The sequence below is a fragment of the Blastococcus jejuensis genome (assembly GCF_039534705.1).
GTDB classification, from domain to species: domain Bacteria; phylum Actinomycetota; class Actinomycetes; order Mycobacteriales; family Geodermatophilaceae; genus Blastococcus_B; species Blastococcus_B jejuensis.
This window is the reverse complement of the sequence record NZ_BAAAVV010000020.1, coordinates 1-16,005: the sequence shown is the minus strand read 5'-3', so window position 1 is coordinate 16,005 and position 16,005 is coordinate 1. Positions and strand designations below refer to the sequence as shown.

Below are 16,005 nucleotides of genomic sequence, written 5' to 3'. Positions count from 1 at the left end.
GCCGGTCGGGGTCTTGGCGAACGCCACCCCCACTCCGACCTCGATCACGGCGAATGCGCATCGGAGCCAACCGAGTCGCCGATCACAGGGAACCGCCGGATCAGGTTCCGGGCCGGCTGACCAGCAGGCCCGCGGCCTCGGCAGCCCCGAGCAGGCGCTCGTCGTAGGCGACGAACGCCTCGAGGTCGGGGCCGATCCGCAGCGCGCTCGCCAGGTGGAGCGCGTCGAGACTGCGCAGGTCGCTGCCGGGCAGGTCGGCCGCTGCGCCGAGGACGGCATCGTCGACCGGGACCAGGTGGAGCGCGCCGACTACTGCGCGGCCGGTGTCGAGCAGCCGCGCGTCGATCCGCCGGCACGCCCGGAGCACCTCCACTCGCGCGAGTGCGCTGCTGATCAGCAGCGCATCGCGCCGGTCTCGGAGCCACGCCCTGAGCGCGGCCGTGTACTCCTCCGCGCGGACGAGCTTGAGCAGAGCGGACGAGTCGAGGTAGATCACAGCCGATCAGCACGCTGCTCGTCGAGAACCTCGCCGGTCGAGGGTCCCTCGACGTGCAACGGCTCGGGAAGGTCCAGTGACCCCGTCGCAGGGATGAGCTTGCCTTCGGCGATCAGCCGCTCCCGCGCCGAGTCCCCCGGCCGAGGCGGGGTGAGCAGGGCGACGAGCGACCCCCGCTCGGTGACCTCCACCGTCTCGCCTGCCTTGACGCGCGCGAGGTACTTGCTGGCGTTCTGCCGCAGCTCGCGCACTCCGATCCGAAGCATGGGCCAATGTAGCACCGATAGTGCTACATCAAGCAGGAACTGAGGGCTGCCTCCCGATCCCGGGAGACAGCCCTCAGCGTGTGGAGATCGTGCGCTACGACACCGCGCGGCGGCGGGTGAGGACGACGCCGGCCACTGCGGTAACCACGACCCAGCCGACCATGGTCAGCGCGTGGGCGGTGGTGCCATCACCCGTGGCCAACTGCAGCGTGGCGTTGGACGGGTCCAGCGCGTCGGCGACCTCGGGCTTCCAGATCCGCAGCGCGGGCATCGCGCCGAGGATCGTCAGGTAGAGACCGGTCAGCGCCGCCGGGGTGTTGGCGAACGCTGCGCCCACGCCCGCCCCGATCACCGCGAACGCGGCACCGGCGGCGATCGAGATGCCGATGGCCAGCGAGGCGCCGGCCCACGACGGGTCGCCGACCCCGGGCACCACGTACAGCACCGCTGCCGTGGCGGCCGCGGCCACCGCTGCGATCACCGCGCCCATCACGGCGACGGCCACGTACTTGGCGAGCACGACCCGGCCCCGGCGGGGCTCGAGCAGGAAGGTCGTCTCCGCCGTCCGGTGGCTCCACTCGGTGGCGGTGGCGAGCACGCCCAGCGTGATCAGGATCAGACCGGTCACCATGCCGAGCGCGGCGATCGGCCCGCGAACCTCGTCGAGTGGTTCGCCGGTCAGCGACAGCATCGCGGCGATGGCCGGCGTCAGGGCAGCCGCGGCGAACGCCACGGACTTGCCCGACCGGGTGGACAGGGACTTGCGGATCTCCAGCCCGACGGCGGAGACCGGGGACGGTCCGCCGGAGCGGACGGCGGGACGGGCGGGAACGGTCAGGGTGGTCATCGGAGTCTCCTCGAGAGATCAAACGGTGGTCAGCTGGAAGAAGAGGTCCTCGAGCCCGCGCTCGTTCGCGCGCAGCTCGGTGAGCACGTGGCCGCCGGCGGCGGCGACCGCGAAGACCCGCGAGGGGTCGGCGCCGGTCACGAGCAGGGCGCCGTCCGGGCGCGGCTCGACCGGGAAACCGGCCGCGGACAGGTCCGCCGCCAGCGAGGCCGGGTCCGTCGCGCGGACCGTCGTCCCGTCGCCGTCGAGCAGCGACGCGACCGATCCGTCGGCCACGATGCGGCCGGAGCCGATCACCAGCAGCCGGTCGACGGTGTGCTCGACCTCGTTGAGCAGGTGCGAGGACAGCAGCACCGTGCCGCCGCGGGCCGCGTGGCCGCGGAGCAGGTCGCGCATCCACCGGATGCCCTCCGGGTCCAGCCCGTTGGCCGGCTCGTCGAACACCAGCACGGGCGGGTCGGCCAGCATCGCCGCGGCGATGCCGAGCCGCTGCCGCATGCCGAGGGAGTAGCCGCCGATCCGGCGCCGGCCGGCGTCGCCGAGCCCGACGAGCTCCAGCACCTCATCCACCCGGGAGTCGGCGACGCCGACAGCCGAGGCGAGCAGCCGCAGGTGGGTGCGCCCGGTGCGGCCGGGGTGCACCGCCGAGGCGTCGAGCAGGGTGCCGACGACGGCGCCCGGGTTGGGCAGCTCGACGTAGGGCCTGCCGTCGACCAGGGTCGAGCCGGCGGTGGCCGGCACCAGGCCGGTCATCATCCGCATCGTCGTCGTCTTGCCGGCGCCGTTCGGACCGAGGAAGCCGGTGACGGTTCCCGGCTCCAGGGTGAACGAGACGTCGTCGACGACGTTCCGGTCGCCGTACTTCTTGGTCAGTCCGCTGACCGTGATCATGATGGCCTCCGTTGCGACCGGCTTCTCCGGTCTCGGTGCCACTAGAGAACGCCGCGACCACCCCTGCCCGCGTCGCCCGGAGGCCGCGAATGCGCTGGCCGGACGGCTCGACCGCGTCATCCGAAAGTTGACGCGGTGGGGTACGAACGGGCGACCCGGGAGGGGTCCGCAGCGCCTTACGCTCGCCGTCATGGGGATCCGGGCGCGTCTGTGGCCGGGCCTGTCCACGCGCGGGATCTGGCTCGAGGTCGTCGTCGCGCTGCTCGGCACCGTGCTCGTCGGCATCAACGTGGGCACGTCGGACTCCGGGTGGCTGCCCACCCCGTTCGTCGTCGCCGGCACGACCGTCCTCGGGATCCTGCTGCTGGCCTTCCGCCGCCGCGCGCCGCTCATCCCGTTCGCGGCGAGCGTGCTCCTGGCCTCCGGCTCGTCCGCGGTGGCCATCGGCGTCCTGCTGACCTGTTACGCGGTGGCCCGTTACGTCGCCGCGTGGCCGGTGCGCATCGCGGCCGGGGTCGTCGCCTCGATCGCCGTCACCCAGGCCTGGACCATCGACACCGCCAACGAGGCGTTCGCGTCGCTGGGCGGTGCCGCCCTCGTCGTGCTGCTGCCCGGCGCCCTCGGCGCCTGGGCCCGCACCCGCGCCGACCTCCTCGCCGCCCTCACCGAGCGGGCCGAGCGCGCCGAGGCCGAGCGCGAGCTCATGGCCCGCGAGGCGGTGCTGGAGGAGCGCACCCGCATCGCCCGCGAGATGCACGACGCCGTCGGCCACCGGGTGAGCCTCATGGTGCTGCAGGCCGGGGCGATCGAGATGGCGGCGGCCGATCGGGACCGCGTCGAGCAGCTGGCCTGCAACGTGCAGGTCGCCGGGCGGGCTGCCCTCGACGAGCTGCGCCAGATGGTCGGCGTGCTGCGCGGCGGCGAGGTCGACGAGGACGCGCCGCTCGGGCCGCAGCCCTGCGTCGAGGACCTGCCCCAGCTCGTCGAGCAGTCGCGGAAGGCCGGCATGGTGGTCGATCTGCAGCAGGCGGACGGCGCCGACCGGGTCGACGCGGTGATCAGCCGCGCGGCCTACCGGATCGTGCAGGAGGCGCTGACCAACAGCAGCAAGCACGCGCCGGGGGCACCGGTGCACGTCGACGTCGAGCGCGGCACGGGCGAGCTGCGGATCCGCGTCGTCAACGGGGCCAGCGAGGAGCCGGCCGACCAGGCGCCCGGCGGCGGCTTCGGGCTCGTGGGGTTGGGTGAGCGGGTGCGCACGCTGGGCGGGCAGCTGAAGGCCGAGCCGCGGCTGGACGGCGGGTTCGTGGTTGAGGCGGTGCTGCCGACATGATCTCCGTGCTGCTCGTGGACGACGAGGAACTCGTGCGGTTCGGTCTGCGCACGGTGCTCGAGGCGGCGGGCGACTTCGAGGTCGTGGGCGAGGCCGGCGACGGCGCCGCGGGCGTGCGGGCCGCGCGGGAGCTGCGCCCCGACGTCGTCCTGATCGACATCCGCATGCCGGTTCTGGACGGGCTGGCCGCGACGCGGCGGATCCTCGCCCAGCCGCAGCCGCCGCAGGTCGCCGTCCTGACGACGTTCCACGTGGACGAGTACGTCTATGCCGCGCTCGCCGCCGGCGCGGCCGGTTTCCTGCTCAAGGACACCCCGCCGCGCGAGATCGCCGCCGCCGTCCGGGCCGTCGCCGACGGCACCGCGACCCTGTCGCCGAAGGTGACCGCCGGGCTGATCGAGTCGTACGTGGACAAGAAGGCCGCCCCCCGCAAGGCCCAGGCGTTGCGCCGCTTGTCGGAACTCTCCGAACGGGAGCTCGAGGTGCTGCGGCTGCTGGGCACCGGGGAGTCCAACGCGGAGCTGGCCAGGAAGCTGTTCGTCAGCGAGGCGACCGTGAAGACCTACGTCTCCCGACTGCTGGCCAAGCTGGACCTCACCAACCGCACGCAGGCGGCGATCCTCGCCCACGAGGCCGGCCTGCTCGACGGCTGAGGTGCACCGACGCGGGGCGACTGGCGGCGGAAGCTAAAGGGCAGAGGCCCCGTTGACCTGCGGGCCGAACGATCGCACCTACCCTTCGCCAGGTGGCGAGTCTGGGTGCAGTCGAAGAGTACGAGCTGATCTTGATCTCGGAGCTTCCCCCCGCACACAACCTCTTTCGATACGGCGTTGCGAGTGACTGGGAGCGATTAGCGACAGGAACGAGAGTCAGTCGCTTCCTCGATCGCCTGTTGCCGAAGCCGATGCGCGAGCGCCGGGCACGGACAAGACGTTCCAGAGCAGACAGGGCCGTAGGCCATCGTCTGAACAGCTTCGTAGATCCGCGAGATTCCAGTCGTAGCCATTGCGGCTGCGACTTCGACGAGGCGGTCGAGCGCGCCGTTCAGTTGACGCGGACGGTCCGACCATGGACTGAAGGCCACATCTATCGCGCAATCAACCCGACAAGGTCAGAGCCTCTCGACCCGCAAACGCGACTCGCCTGGTCGCTGCTCAACGACCCCATTACGTGGGATGGCGGTGACGTGGTCGCTAACGGCCAGCATCGAATCGCCGGTGCGCGCGCGGCCGGTGCCTTCAGGCTGCTAGTACGGCGGATCAGGTAGCCAGCTTCACCTGCAGGCGCTCGTTCGAGGTCGCGGCGGGGAGATGCGCATTTCCCGGCTCGGCTGAGCGCCAAGCGCCGGAATGCTCTCCCGCCTTCAATACGAGGATTGCACTTCCTGCTCACGGGCAGCAGGGGAGTCCAACGCGGAGCTGGCCAGGAAGCTGTTCGTCAGCGAGGCCACGGTGAAGACCTACGTCTCCCGGTTGCTGGCCAAGCTGGACCTGACCAACCGCACGCAGGCCGCGATCCTCGCCCACGAGGCCGGATTGCTCGACGGCTGACTGTGCGCCGATCCACCGAGCGCAGAGCGGATTCGGTCGCTGGGCGCACACCCGCGGGTGCCCCCGACGACACTGGGCCCATGGCCTGGACCCCGGACGACATCCCCGACCTCACCGGACGCGTCGCGGTGGTGACCGGGGCCAACGGTGGGCTCGGCCTGGTCACCGCGCACGAGTTGGCCGCCAAGGGCGCCCACGTGGTCATGGCCGCCCGCGACCAGGAGAAGGCCCGGACGGCGGAGGAGCAGATCCGCGCCCGCACCCCGCAGGCGAGCGTCGAGGTCGTCCCGCTCGACCTGGGGTCGCTCGCCTCGGTGACCGACGCCGCGGACAAGATCCGCGCCGGCCATGAGGCGGTCGACATCCTGGTCAACAACGCCGGCGTGATGGCGATGCCGGAGCGCCGGACCGTCGACGGCTTCGAGATGCAGTTCGGCGTCGACCACCTCGGCCACTTCGCCTTCACCGCCCACCTGCTGCCCGCGCTGCTGCAGGCCGACCGCGCCCGCGTCGTCACCGTCACCAGCGTCGCCCGCTTCCGTGGCCGTGGCCTGGACGCGAAGAACCCGCACCTCGACGGCCGCTACCGACCGTGGCGGGCCTACGCCCAGGCGAAGCAGGCCAACTACCACTTCGGCCTCGGCCTGCAGCAGCAGTTCGAGCGGGCCGGGGTCCGGGCGCAGAGCCTTCTCGCGCATCCCGGCCTGACCAACACCGACCTGCAGGCCCGCGCCGTCCGCGAGGGCGGGGGCGGCTGGGGCGCGGCGCTGTCGGAGGTGATGGCGAAGCGGAGCGGCATGTCGCCGGCCGAGGGCGCCCGGCCCCAGCTGCGGGCGGCCACCGATCCGCGGGCGCGCGGCGGCGAGCTGTACGCCCCGCGTTACGTCTCCAACGGTCCCGCCGTCCGCCGCCCGATCCTGCGCCGGTGGGACCTGAACAAGCGGATCGCCGAGCTCTGGGCGGTCTCCGAGCGGGAGACCGGCGTCGTCCTCGGACTCTGACCCGGTGCCGCGGTGCGGTCGCGGCGTCCGCGCTCCACCGCGGACGCGGTGACCCCGACGCGGTACCGAGAGGGCACGTCAGTCCTCGGCGCGCAGCGCGACCGCGGCCAGCACCTCCCACCGGATCGCCGAGCTCCCCGGCCGGACCAGCCACCAGTACCGCAGGAACCGCCGTCCGGTCGCGGGATCGGTCGCCGCGACCCGGGTCTCGCAGCTCAGCCGCGTCCCGCCGAGGGACGGCGCCAGCCGGAACTCCATCCCGACCTTCACCCAGCCCGGCTCGGCGAACTCCCGCACTCCCGCCGCGTCGAGCGATGGAGGCTGCTCGCCGCCCGACCACCGCCACGCCTGCAGCACCCCGCCGAACACCACCGCCGTCGGCGGCTCGGACGACAACACCGGGATCGGCACGACGTCGAGGAACGTGCGGTCGAGGCCGCCCCGCGCCCGACCCGACAGCAGGACCGGCAGGGCTCGCACGGCGCTGAGCACCAACGTGACCGGCAGCGACGACAGCTTCAGCCGGTGCAGCTCGTCCCAGACGACGGACGGCGGCGCGTCGATCACCCGCGACTGGCGGGTGACGTGCTCGGCAACCGGCACCACGTCGTCGAGGTCCACGGTCAGCCCACGGCGGCGGAGAACGCGGCCTCGAAGTACGCCTGGCTGCGGTCGGAGCCGACGATGCCGGGGGCCATCCGGTTCATCATGTAGCTGAACGTCAGCCGCCGGTCGAGGTCCATCACGATCAGCGAGCCGCCCCACCCACCCCAGAAGCACACCCGGCCCTCGGGCAGGTAGGGCACCGCGGCCGACGGCGTCAGCCCGAAGCCGATGCCGAACCGGAACGGCACTCCCAGGACGAGGTCCACCCCGTCGGCCTGCTCCCGGAAGATCAGGTCGATGGTCGGCTGCGACAGCAGGCGGACGCCGCCGGTCTCGCCGCCGAGCGTCACAGCCCGCATGATCTGCAGGACGCCGCGCGCGTTGGAGTGACCGTTCAGCGCCCCCATGTCCGCGTTCCGCCAGTCCGGTGAGTTCGCGGCGGCCGCCGAGGCCACCGGTCCGGTGAAGGTCCGGAACAGCGGCGAGGTCTGGTCAAGCGCGGCGAAGTCGATGTCCATCGGTGGCGGCGGGACGACCGGCGCGACGCGGTGCCAGTCCTTCTCCGCGCAGCCGACCTGGAAGTCCGCCCCCACCGGCCCGGCGATCTCCTCGGCCACGAACTGCTTGAACGTGCGCCCGGTGATCCGCCGGATCAGCTCGCCGACCAGGTGGCCCTGGTTGTTCGCGTGGTAGCCCGACGCCGTCCCCGGCTCCCACCACGGCCGCTGCTGGGCCAGCCGCTCGGTCGACGTCGTCCAGTCGTACATGTCCTCGACCGTGAACGGCGGATCCCAGCCCGAGACGCCGGAGGTGTGCGACATCAGGTGCCGCACCAGCACGTCCTTCTTCCCCTTGGCCGAGAACTCCGGCCAGTAGTCGCCCACCGGCGCGTCGACGTCGAGCTCGCCGCGGTCGACCAGCATCAGGGCCGCGAGCGAGAGCACGGTCTTCGTCGTCGACCAGACGTTGACGATCGTGTCCTCGGTCCAGGGCGTCGTCCGCTCCTCGTCCCGGTAGCCGCCCCAGACGTCGACGACGCGCTCCCCGTCGAGGTCCACGGCGATCGACGCACCCAGCTCGTCGCCGTCGAGGTGCTGCCCGAGCGCATCCCGGACCGCCCCGAACCGGTCGTCGCAGCTGCCGTGCACCTCGGCCATGGGCCCTCCTCGTCCGCGGCGCGACCCCGGTGTCGCACCCCGGCGATCAGACCACGCTCCCGGAGCCGCCGACAACGGCGGTGCAACGTTGTCAGCCGGCGCGTGCCCGCTCGCCGAGCGCCGCCACCACCTGCTCGATCAGCTCCGTCGGCAGCGGACAATCGTGCGGCAACTGCATCGCGTCCTTCGCTCCCCGCCACCGATCGGCCTCCTGCCGCAGCTCCCCCGCCAGCTCCGGCAGCGGGTAGAGCGCGATGTGCCGTTTCCAGGCGGCCAGGTGGACCACCGAGCGGCCGTCGAGGGTGAACGTCGGCATCGCGTAGCTGAGCCGCTCGCCGGCACCGGGGACGACGCGGTGCACCAGAGCGCGCAACGTCTGCATGCGCTCGCGCACCTCGGCCGGCAGTTGATCGAGGTACTCGTCCACGGTGGCGACGGCCATGGCGTGCTCCTGACGTCGGGGGGCCCATCCATGCAGACGGCGGGACGTCGCGGAAGTCAGCGGTGCGGGCCGGGCTGCCCCAGGATGTGCCGATGCCGACCGCTCCCGACACCGCCGGACCGCTGGACGGCTGGTCCGAGGCCCCGTTCACCGCCGCGGGGTACACCCACCGCGTCTTCACCCGATCCCCGGAGCACGGCGAGGGGCCGGGAGTCGTGCTGCTGCCCGAGATCCCCGGCATGACGCCACAGGTGATGGGCCTGGGGAACCACCTCGTGGCCGAGGGCTTCACCGTCGCCATCCCGTCGCTGTTCGGGGAGCCCGGCCGGGACATGACGCCCGGCTACGCCGTCAGCACGCTCGCCAAGGCCTGCATCGCCCGGGAGTTCGCCGCCTTCGCCCGGCGGGCGGACCGGCCCGTCGCCGAGTACGTCCGCGCGCTGGCCCGGCACCTGCACGAGCGGACCGGCGGACCCGGCGTCGGGGTGATCGGCATGTGCTTCAGCGGCGGTTTCGCGCTCGCCGCCGCCGTCGAGCCCGCCGTCCTCGCGCCCGTCGCCAGCCAGCCGTCCGTCCCCTTCCCCCTCGGCGGGGCACGGAAGCGGGACCTCGGGATGTCCGACCGCGAGCGCGACGCCGTCGCCGCACGCGTGCGCACCGAGGGACTGTGCCTCGTCGGCCTGCGGTTCCCGCAGGACGGGGTAGCTCCGGGGGACCGCTTCGCGGCGCTGCACGCCACCTTCGGCGACGGCTGGCGCGTCATCCCCCTCGGCAGCGGCGACCGCAACCCGCCGGGAGCGGGCCGGTTCGCCCACAACGTGCTGACTTATGAGGACGTCGAGCAGCCGGGACACCCCACGAACGAGGCTCGGGCGCAGGTCACCGCCTTTCTCCGCGAGCGCCTCACCCGCTGAGCGACGGCGTCCAACCTCGATGGTGCGCTCGCCGTGAGGCACCTCCAGAATTCCGGTCCTGACCGGTACTTTCCGCAGAATGTTCATGCGCCGGCCCCAGCGCTCGCTGCTGCGCCGGCTCCGCATCCGGCTGATCCCGCTGCCCGGGCAGGCGATCGGGCTGGCCGTGCTGGTCGCCGTCCTCGCCGCCGCGCTCGTCTCCGCCCCGTTGATGATCGCCTCCGCCGAGCGCGGCGCCTGGGACCTCGAGCAGCAGCGCCTCGATGGCACCCAGCTGGGGACGACGCTCAGCTCGTCGACGATCGCCGGACGGCAGGTCTCCAGCGACGGGCGGGTCGTCCGGGTCGCCGAGTTCGATGCGGCGATCGCCGCGGCCGCCGCGCAGGCGGGCCTGCCGGAACCAGTCGGCTACGGCCTGTTCCGCGACCCGCTCCTGGCACGGTCCGCCACGGGTGCCGCGATCGCGCAGGTCACGTACCGCACCGGCGCGGAGGAGCACCTGGAGATCGTGGCGGGCGCGCCCAGCGACACCGGCGTGCTCGTGCCCACGGAGTTCGCCGCCGCCCTCGGGGTGGCTCCCGGCGGCACGATCTCGCTGTCCGGCGAGCGAGGGGAACCCGTCCTCGTCCCCGTCAGCGGCACGTACACGACCCCGACCCTGCCGATGGACCCGTACTGGCGGTCCTACGGCTTCCTCTTCCTGCCGACCCTGGGCCCGACCGGCGACCTGGTGTATCCCCCGGCGGCGCTCGTCGCGCCGCGCGACCTCGCCCTCGACGTCGCCGCCGCGACCTTCGAGGACCTCTTCCTCGAGTGGTTCCTCCCGCTCGACCCAGGGCTCCCGGTCGCCGAGGCGCGCGCCACCGTGGCCCGGGTCGAGCGGCTGCAGGCGGCCATGGCCGCCCCCGAGTCCCCCGTCACGGCGCTGATCACCGACGAGGGCTATCCCCGGCCCACCCCGCGCACGGTGCTGCCGGGCGCTCTGGCGGACGTCGACGCGACCGTCGATCTGCTCTCCCCGCCGGTGACCGCGGTCGGCGTGGGTGGCGGGCTGGCCGCGCTGGCGCTCGTCGGCGCCTGGGCGGGCCACCGCACGAGACGGCGCGAGGACGAGCTCCGCTCGCTGGTCGCCCGGGGGCTCTCCCCCGCTCGTGCCGCGGGGGACGCCGCCCGCGAGTCGCTGCTCCCGGTCGTCGCCGGCCTGGTCGCCGGCGGCGCGACCGGCTGGTTCGTGGTGTCCCGGTTCGGCCCCTCGCCCGACCTGCCGGCCGGTGTCGCCACCCGCTCGGGGATCGTGCTCGCCATCGGCGGACTCGCCGCCCTCGCCGTGGTCGCCGCGGTCACCGCCGTCCTCGTCACCCGGATGGACTCCGTCGGGCGCGGCCAGGCCGCCCACCTGCTCGGCCGGATCCCGTGGCTGCCGGTCACCGCCGCGCTCGCCGTCGTCGCCACCGTCCCCCTCGTCACCGGCACGCCGGACCCGGACGGCGGGGGGATCGACGTGCTCACCCTCATGGTCCCGCTGCTGATCACCGTGGTCGTCGCCGGCGCGGTCACCGCGGCGCTCCCGTGGATCGGCCGCCGCGCCGACGCCCGGCTGCGCCGGCTGCCCACGGGCGTCTTCCTCGCGCTTCGTCGCGTCCTCGCCGGGCAGGCCGCCGCCCGCCTGGTCGTCGTGACGACGGCACTCACCCTGGGCCTCGTCGTCTACGCCGGCGCGCTCGCGGACTCGACCAACCGCACGATCGCCGCGAAGGCCTCGGTCGCGACCGGCAGCGACGTCGTCGTCCCGCTGCCGCGGGTGGCCGTCGCCCCCGGGGGGCTGCCGAGCACCGCGACGATCGTCGGCACGGAGGGCGACGCCCGGATCGTGCCCGGCGACCTCGACGCCGACCTGGTCGCCGTGCGGCCGGGCGACATCCCGGGCGTGGTCCGCTGGAACGACGAGCTCGCCGAGCAGCCGCTCGAGGAGCTGATGGCCGCGCTGACCGGATACGACGGCGACCGGGTGCCGGTGCTCCTGGCCGGTTCGGTCAGCGACACCCTGCTGGAGGGCACCGGCAACGAGCTCACCGTGGACTTCGGGTACTACGCCATGCCGGTGGAGGTCGTCGGTCGCGCGGTCGCCTTCCCCGGCCAGAGCGCCCGGCAGCCCCTGCTGGTCGCCGACTGGGACCGCTACACCGCCGCGCTGCAGGCGGTCGGCCGCGACGCCGACCTCGTGCTGACCCGCGAGGTGTGGGCCCGCGGCTCGGTCGCGGAGGTCCTCGACGCCCTGGCCGCCGTCGGCGTGGACCGGCCCGCCGAGGACGACGTCGAGACCGCCGCCGACTTCGCCACCCGCCCCGGGCTGCACGCCCAGACCTGGTCGCTGGGCTACCTGCGCGCGGTCGCGCTGGCCGCGGGCGTCCTCGGGCTGGTCGGCGTCGCGATGCACGCGGTCTCCCAGCAGCGCCGGCGCACCGTCTCCGCGCTGCTGCTCCGGCGGATGGGCATGGGCCGGCGCGCGGCCGACGCCACCGCCGGGCTGGAGATCGGGCTGCTGGGCGGGCTGGCCGCGCTGGTGGCGGTCGCGGTCGCCCTGCCGTCGTCGGTCCTGGTCCTGCGGCTGCTCGACCCGGTGCCGAGCCTGCAGCCGGGCACGCTGTTCGACGTCCCCTGGGCCAGCATCGCCGCCGTCGCCGGCGGCGTGGTCCTCGTGACCGCCGTCAGCGCCCTGCTCGTCGGCCGGACGGCGCGGCGCGCCACGGGAGGGCAGGTGATGCGCGATGCGGCATGACACGACCCCCGCGGCGGTGTGTGAGGGACTGGTCCGCATCTACTGGTCGCCCAGCGGCGAGGTGCACGCGCTCAAGGGTGTGGACGCCGTCGTCCCGGCCGGCCGGCTGACCGCGATCACCGGTCCTTCGGGGTCCGGGAAGAGCTCGCTACTGCGGATCCTCGCCGCCCAGGACCGGCCCACCGCCGGGCGCGCCGAGGTCGCCGGTCACCCGCTCACCGGGCTGTCCGCGCACAAGCTGCGCGCGCTGCGGCGCAAGCACATCGGCTACGTCTTCGCGCGGCCGCCGCAGAACCTGCTGCCGCACCTGACCGGCCGCGAGCACCTGGCGATGGCCGCCTCCTTCCGGGGCGTCCCCCGCGCCGAGGCGGGCAAGCAGGGGGAGGAGCTGCTCGACCTGCTGGGCATCGCCGACCGCGCCGAGCACCTGCCCGGCCAGCTCTCCGGCGGCGAGCAGCAGCGGCTGGCCTTCGCCCAGGCGGTCATCGGCCGGCCGGCACTGGTCGTGGCCGACGAGCCGACCAGTGAGCTGGACAGCGCCACCACCGCCGACCTGCTGGCCGCCGTTCACGAGCTGACCCGCACCGGCACGACCGTCGTCATGGCCACCCACGACCCGCTCGCCGCCGGCGCCGCCGACCAGGTGATCCACCTCCGGTCGGGTGCGGTCGCGCACGAGGAGGTCGCCGGCCGGCGCCTGGCGGTCATCGACGGCGACGGCCGCATCCAGCTGCCGGAGGAGGCGCTGGCCCGGTTCACCGCCCGCCGCGTGCTCATCGACATCACCGACGACGGCGTCGTCCTGCGGGAGCCCTCGTGACCGGCACGCTGCGGGCGATCGACCTGCACAAGAGCTACCGCCGGGGCCGCGAGCAGGTGCACGCGCTGCGCGGGGTGAGCATCGACGTGCAGCCCGGCGAGGTGGTCGCGCTGCTGGGCCGGTCCGGGTCGGGCAAGACCACGCTGCTCAACTGCCTGCTCGGCTGGGAGCGGCCCGACCGGGGCGCGGTGGAGGTCCCCGGCACGGCGGTGCCCGCCGAGGCCCCGTGGTCGACCGTCGCCGTCGTCCCCCAGCGGTTCGGCCTGCTCGATGAGCTCACCCTGGCCGACAACGTGGCCCTGCCTGCGCGCCTGGCCGGCCTGCCCGACCCCCGCGCCGCGGCGATCGAGACCCTCGAGGTGCTGCGGCTGGGCCACCTGGTCGACCGCACCCCCGACGAGGTCTCCCTCGGCGAGCAGCAGCGGACGGCGATCGCCCGGGCGCTGGTCGTGGGCCCCCGCTTCCTGGTGGCCGACGAGCCGACCGGCCGCCTCGACGAGGACCTCTCCATCCACGTCCTGACGACGCTGCGCGAGGTCTACGCCGCAGCGGGTACCGGCGTGCTGATCGCCAGCCACGACCCGGTCGTCGTCGCCGCGTCCGACCGCGTCGTCCGCCTCGGCGACGGGCTCGTGGAGGGCTGAGCCCGAGTTCGAACCCCCGCTGGACGGGTGGTCACCTCGGGCGAGGGCCGCCGTGTGGTCGCGAGAGCCGCGCTCTACCGCGGCTCTCGTGGCCCCAGGGCGGCCCCGGCTGTCCACGGCGCGACGATCACTCGTCCTCCGGGCCCATCGAACCGATCTCGACCTCGCCGACCCGCTCGTAGGCGGCCATGACCGCTCCGCTCGGAGTGGTCGACGACGACGTGAGCCGCCACGAGCGCGGGATCGCGCCGTCGCCGAACAGCCGCTTGCCCTGGCCCAGCACGACGGGGAAGACGATCAGCCGCAGCTCGTCGACCAGGTCCTCGGCCAGCAGCGTCTGGATCAGGCCGGGCGAGCCGTGCACCTGCAGCTCACCGCCGTCCCTGTCCTTCAGCGCCCGGACCGCGCCCGGCACGTCGTCGCCCAGGAGCTCGGCGGTCTCCCACTCGAGCGAGGTCAGCGTCCGCGACGCCACGTGCTTGGGCTTGAAGTTGATGCCCTGGGACACCGGGTCGTCGGAGATCATCTTCGGCCAGGAGGCGTAGAAGATCTCGTAGGTCCCGCGACCGAGCAGGAAGTCCTCGGCGCCGGTGAACCACCGGGTCACCTGCTCGCCCATCGCCTCGTCGAAGAACGGCACCACCCAGCCCTCGTAGCTGAAGCCGTTCGACGGGTCCTCGCCGGGGCCGCCCGGCGCCTGCATGACGCCGTCGAGGGTGACGAACGTGGTGACGACGAGCTTGCGCATGACTGCTCCTCCGCGACAGCGGAACGCTCCCACCGAGCACTCCCTCCGTACAGACGTCGAACGCTGGCGCCGCTCATCGACATCGGCGGCCGAGGTTTCTCAAGATCCGCTCCCCGGGGGTCGATGAGAGAGGGACGACGTCGAGATGAGGAACCCATGGGCAGGAAGCGCTCGGACGCCGAGCAGCAGATCGCCGAACTGCTGCGCACGGCGCGGAAGTCGCTGCAGCTGAGCGTGGCCTTCCTGAGCCGGCTCGACGGGACCACCCAGCACCTGGAGGTGGTGGACTCCTCGATCCCGCTGCTGTTCCATGACGGCACCACGCAGGTGCAGGAGACGTCGTTCTGCCAGGCGATCCTCGACGGCCGGCTACCGGCGGTCATCCCCGACGTCAAGAACTTCCCCGAGGCGATGAAGTTGCCCAGCGCCCGGATCCCGCGCATCCGCAGCTACGTCTCCGCCCCCGTCCGGCTCAGCGACGGCGAGCTCTACGGCACCTTCTGCGCCTTCGGCATGACCTCCGACAAGGAACTCGCCGAGCGGGACAAGGCCCTGATGGAGGTGCTCGCCTCCGCCGCGGCGGTGATCATCGAGCCCGAGGTGCGGGAGCAGGCCATCCGCACCGAGGTGCACGAGCGGCTCGACCCGCTGATCGCGTCGGGCGGGCCGGCGATCGCCGTCCAGCCGATCGTCGACCTCGCCTCCGGCCGGCGGGTCGGGGCCGAGGCGCTCAGCCGCTTCCCGGCCGAGTGGGGAACCCCGCCGGACGTCGTGTTCGCGGAGGCGCACCGCGTCGGCCTCGGGCACCGCCTGGAGCTGCTCGCCCTGGAGCGCGCCGCCGACCTGCTCGGCCGGATCGACGGCTACATCGCGATGAACGTCTCCCCCGCCACCCTGCTGACCCCGGAGTGCGGCGAGCTGCTCGGCCGGCTGCCGCTGCGCCGGGTGCTGCTGGAGCTCTCCGAGCACGACCAGGTGGAGGACTACGGCCTGCTCACCGCCGTCCTCGCGCCCCTCCGGGCCGGGGGCATGCGGCTGGCCATCGACGACGTCGGTGCCGGCTTCTCCTCGCTGCGGCACATCGTCGTGACCTCACCGGACGTGATCAAGATCGACCGCAGCATCGTCACGGGGCTCAACAGCGATCCGGTGCTCAACAAGCTGGTGCAGTCGCTGGTGGAGTTCGGGCACGGGTGCCGCGTGCGGGTGGTCGCCGAGGGCGTCGAGACCGACGGCGAGGCCGCGGCGTTGCGGACGCTCGGCGTCGACTACGGCCAGGGCTGGCACTACGGCCGGCCCGGCCCGCCCGAGGCGCTGACCGCGCTCGCCGACTCCCGGATCCCCACGCAGCGGGCCGCGCAGCCCGCCTGAGGCTGCCGACGGCTCAGACATCCCATGGTGTGGGGCGTCAAGCCGCGGTGGCGGTGAGCTGGGGCCAGGCGGTGTGTTCGTTGTACTGGGTTCTGGTCTTGAGGCAGCCGTGGAGGATGCCGACCAGGCGGTTGGCGAGT

Annotated in this window: 17 protein-coding genes; 9 read left to right on the top strand and 8 right to left on the bottom strand. The window is 73.5% G+C overall.

Annotated elements, in window-relative coordinates:
- Positions 1-100: 100 nt before the first annotated feature.
- From ABD644_RS21930 to ABD644_RS21915, 4 genes are all read right to left on the bottom strand, one after another.
- A complete protein-coding gene (locus ABD644_RS21930; protein WP_344691349.1) occupies positions 101-496 on the bottom strand; it encodes a type II toxin-antitoxin system VapC family toxin in 396 nt (131 codons plus the stop codon).
- Positions 493-762, bottom strand: coding sequence for a type II toxin-antitoxin system Phd/YefM family antitoxin (locus ABD644_RS21925; protein WP_344691347.1), 270 nt, complete (start codon positions 760-762; stop codon positions 493-495). Before ABD644_RS21925 ends, ABD644_RS21930 begins: the two co-directional genes overlap by 4 nt.
- A gap of 94 nt (positions 763-856) precedes the next feature.
- Complete coding sequence (locus tag ABD644_RS21920; RefSeq protein WP_344691346.1) at positions 857-1,609, bottom strand: hypothetical protein; 753 nt, start codon at positions 1,607-1,609, stop codon at positions 857-859.
- Between the two features lie 18 nt (positions 1,610-1,627).
- Entirely contained in the window at positions 1,628-2,500 is an 873-nt protein-coding gene (locus tag ABD644_RS21915; RefSeq protein WP_344691345.1) for an ABC transporter ATP-binding protein, read from the bottom strand.
- 190 nt (positions 2,501-2,690) lie between these two features.
- On the opposite strand from ABD644_RS21915, the gene ABD644_RS21910 reads away from it, so the two are divergent.
- The 4 genes from ABD644_RS21910 (at position 2,691) to ABD644_RS21890 (ending at position 6,384) form a co-directional block, all read left to right on the top strand.
- On the top strand, positions 2,691-3,833 hold the full coding sequence (locus ABD644_RS21910; RefSeq protein ID WP_344691343.1) for a sensor histidine kinase: 1,143 nt from the start codon (positions 2,691-2,693) through the stop codon (positions 3,831-3,833).
- Complete coding sequence (locus tag ABD644_RS21905) at positions 3,830-4,486, top strand: response regulator transcription factor (RefSeq protein WP_344691341.1); 657 nt, start codon at positions 3,830-3,832, stop codon at positions 4,484-4,486. The genes ABD644_RS21910 and ABD644_RS21905 overlap by 4 nt, the downstream gene beginning before the upstream one ends.
- Positions 4,487-5,182: 696 nt before the next feature.
- A complete protein-coding gene (locus ABD644_RS22775) occupies positions 5,183-5,383 on the top strand; it encodes a response regulator transcription factor (protein WP_425547497.1) in 201 nt (66 codons plus the stop codon).
- Positions 5,384-5,463: 80 nt separating this feature from the next.
- Positions 5,464-6,384, top strand: coding sequence for an oxidoreductase (locus tag ABD644_RS21890; protein ID WP_344691339.1), 921 nt, complete (start codon positions 5,464-5,466; stop codon positions 6,382-6,384).
- 78 nt (positions 6,385-6,462) lie between these two features.
- Here ABD644_RS21890 and ABD644_RS21885 read toward each other — a convergent pair whose 3' ends face one another.
- The 3 genes from ABD644_RS21885 to ABD644_RS21875 all read right to left on the bottom strand — a co-directional run bounded on the left by ABD644_RS21885 (position 6,463) and on the right by ABD644_RS21875 (position 8,589).
- Positions 6,463-7,005, bottom strand: a complete 543-nt coding sequence (locus tag ABD644_RS21885; protein WP_344691337.1) for a hypothetical protein — start codon at positions 7,003-7,005, stop codon at positions 6,463-6,465.
- Between the two features lie 2 nt (positions 7,006-7,007).
- The gene (locus ABD644_RS21880; RefSeq protein ID WP_344691335.1) at positions 7,008-8,147 is read right to left on the bottom strand and encodes a serine hydrolase domain-containing protein; all 1,140 of its coding nucleotides are present in this window, start codon (positions 8,145-8,147) and stop codon (positions 7,008-7,010) included.
- Between the two features lie 91 nt (positions 8,148-8,238).
- Complete coding sequence (locus tag ABD644_RS21875) at positions 8,239-8,589, bottom strand: iron chaperone (RefSeq protein WP_344691332.1); 351 nt, start codon at positions 8,587-8,589, stop codon at positions 8,239-8,241.
- Positions 8,590-8,681: 92 nt separating this feature from the next.
- Here ABD644_RS21875 and ABD644_RS21870 point away from each other — a divergent pair, with 92 nt between their 5' ends.
- The 4 genes from ABD644_RS21870 (at position 8,682) to ABD644_RS21855 (ending at position 13,746) form a co-directional block, all read left to right on the top strand.
- On the top strand, positions 8,682-9,503 hold the full coding sequence (locus ABD644_RS21870; protein ID WP_344691329.1) for a dienelactone hydrolase family protein: 822 nt from the start codon (positions 8,682-8,684) through the stop codon (positions 9,501-9,503).
- A 79-nt stretch (positions 9,504-9,582) separates the two neighbouring features.
- The gene (locus tag ABD644_RS21865) at positions 9,583-12,282 is read left to right on the top strand and encodes a hypothetical protein (RefSeq protein WP_344691327.1); all 2,700 of its coding nucleotides are present in this window, start codon (positions 9,583-9,585) and stop codon (positions 12,280-12,282) included.
- Positions 12,272-13,102: an ABC transporter ATP-binding protein gene (locus ABD644_RS21860; protein WP_344691325.1), complete on the top strand. Its 831-nt coding sequence runs from the start codon at positions 12,272-12,274 to the stop codon at positions 13,100-13,102. Before ABD644_RS21865 ends, ABD644_RS21860 begins: the two co-directional genes overlap by 11 nt.
- Positions 13,099-13,746 (top strand): ABC transporter ATP-binding protein, encoded by a 648-nt coding sequence (locus tag ABD644_RS21855; protein ID WP_344691322.1) that lies wholly within the window; start codon positions 13,099-13,101, stop codon positions 13,744-13,746. The genes ABD644_RS21860 and ABD644_RS21855 overlap by 4 nt, the downstream gene beginning before the upstream one ends.
- Before the next feature lie 127 nt (positions 13,747-13,873).
- On the opposite strand, the gene ABD644_RS21850 is transcribed toward ABD644_RS21855, so the two are convergent.
- A complete protein-coding gene (locus tag ABD644_RS21850; protein ID WP_344691321.1) occupies positions 13,874-14,494 on the bottom strand; it encodes a dihydrofolate reductase family protein in 621 nt (206 codons plus the stop codon).
- A 156-nt stretch (positions 14,495-14,650) separates the two neighbouring features.
- On the opposite strand from ABD644_RS21850, the gene ABD644_RS21845 reads away from it, so the two are divergent.
- Positions 14,651-15,865: a sensor domain-containing phosphodiesterase gene (locus tag ABD644_RS21845; RefSeq protein WP_344691320.1), complete on the top strand. Its 1,215-nt coding sequence runs from the start codon at positions 14,651-14,653 to the stop codon at positions 15,863-15,865.
- Positions 15,866-16,005 lie beyond the last annotated feature (140 nt).

What these genes read in the sequence shown, in the direction of transcription:
- ABD644_RS21925 (WP_344691347.1), bottom strand. Translation starts at nt 762, where the DNA reads ATGCTTCGGATCGGAGTGCGCGAGCTGCGGCAGAACGCCAGCAAGTAC.
- ABD644_RS21920 (WP_344691346.1), bottom strand. Translation starts at nt 1,609, where the DNA reads ATGACCACCCTGACCGTTCCCGCCCGTCCCGCCGTCCGCTCCGGCGGA.
- ABD644_RS21915 (WP_344691345.1), bottom strand. Translation starts at nt 2,500, where the DNA reads ATGATCACGGTCAGCGGACTGACCAAGAAGTACGGCGACCGGAACGTC.
- ABD644_RS21910 (WP_344691343.1), top strand. Translation starts at nt 2,691, where the DNA reads ATGGGGATCCGGGCGCGTCTGTGGCCGGGCCTGTCCACGCGCGGGATC.
- ABD644_RS21905 (WP_344691341.1), top strand. Translation starts at nt 3,830, where the DNA reads ATGATCTCCGTGCTGCTCGTGGACGACGAGGAACTCGTGCGGTTCGGT.
- ABD644_RS22775 (WP_425547497.1), top strand. Translation starts at nt 5,183, where the DNA reads ATGCTCTCCCGCCTTCAATACGAGGATTGCACTTCCTGCTCACGGGCA.
- ABD644_RS21890 (WP_344691339.1), top strand. Translation starts at nt 5,464, where the DNA reads ATGGCCTGGACCCCGGACGACATCCCCGACCTCACCGGACGCGTCGCG.
- ABD644_RS21880 (WP_344691335.1), bottom strand. Translation starts at nt 8,147, where the DNA reads ATGGCCGAGGTGCACGGCAGCTGCGACGACCGGTTCGGGGCGGTCCGG.
- ABD644_RS21875 (WP_344691332.1), bottom strand. Translation starts at nt 8,589, where the DNA reads ATGGCCGTCGCCACCGTGGACGAGTACCTCGATCAACTGCCGGCCGAG.
- ABD644_RS21870 (WP_344691329.1), top strand. Translation starts at nt 8,682, where the DNA reads ATGCCGACCGCTCCCGACACCGCCGGACCGCTGGACGGCTGGTCCGAG.
- ABD644_RS21865 (WP_344691327.1), top strand. Translation starts at nt 9,583, where the DNA reads ATGTTCATGCGCCGGCCCCAGCGCTCGCTGCTGCGCCGGCTCCGCATC.
- ABD644_RS21860 (WP_344691325.1), top strand. Translation starts at nt 12,272, where the DNA reads ATGCGGCATGACACGACCCCCGCGGCGGTGTGTGAGGGACTGGTCCGC.
- ABD644_RS21850 (WP_344691321.1), bottom strand. Translation starts at nt 14,494, where the DNA reads ATGCGCAAGCTCGTCGTCACCACGTTCGTCACCCTCGACGGCGTCATG.
- ABD644_RS21845 (WP_344691320.1), top strand. Translation starts at nt 14,651, where the DNA reads ATGGGCAGGAAGCGCTCGGACGCCGAGCAGCAGATCGCCGAACTGCTG.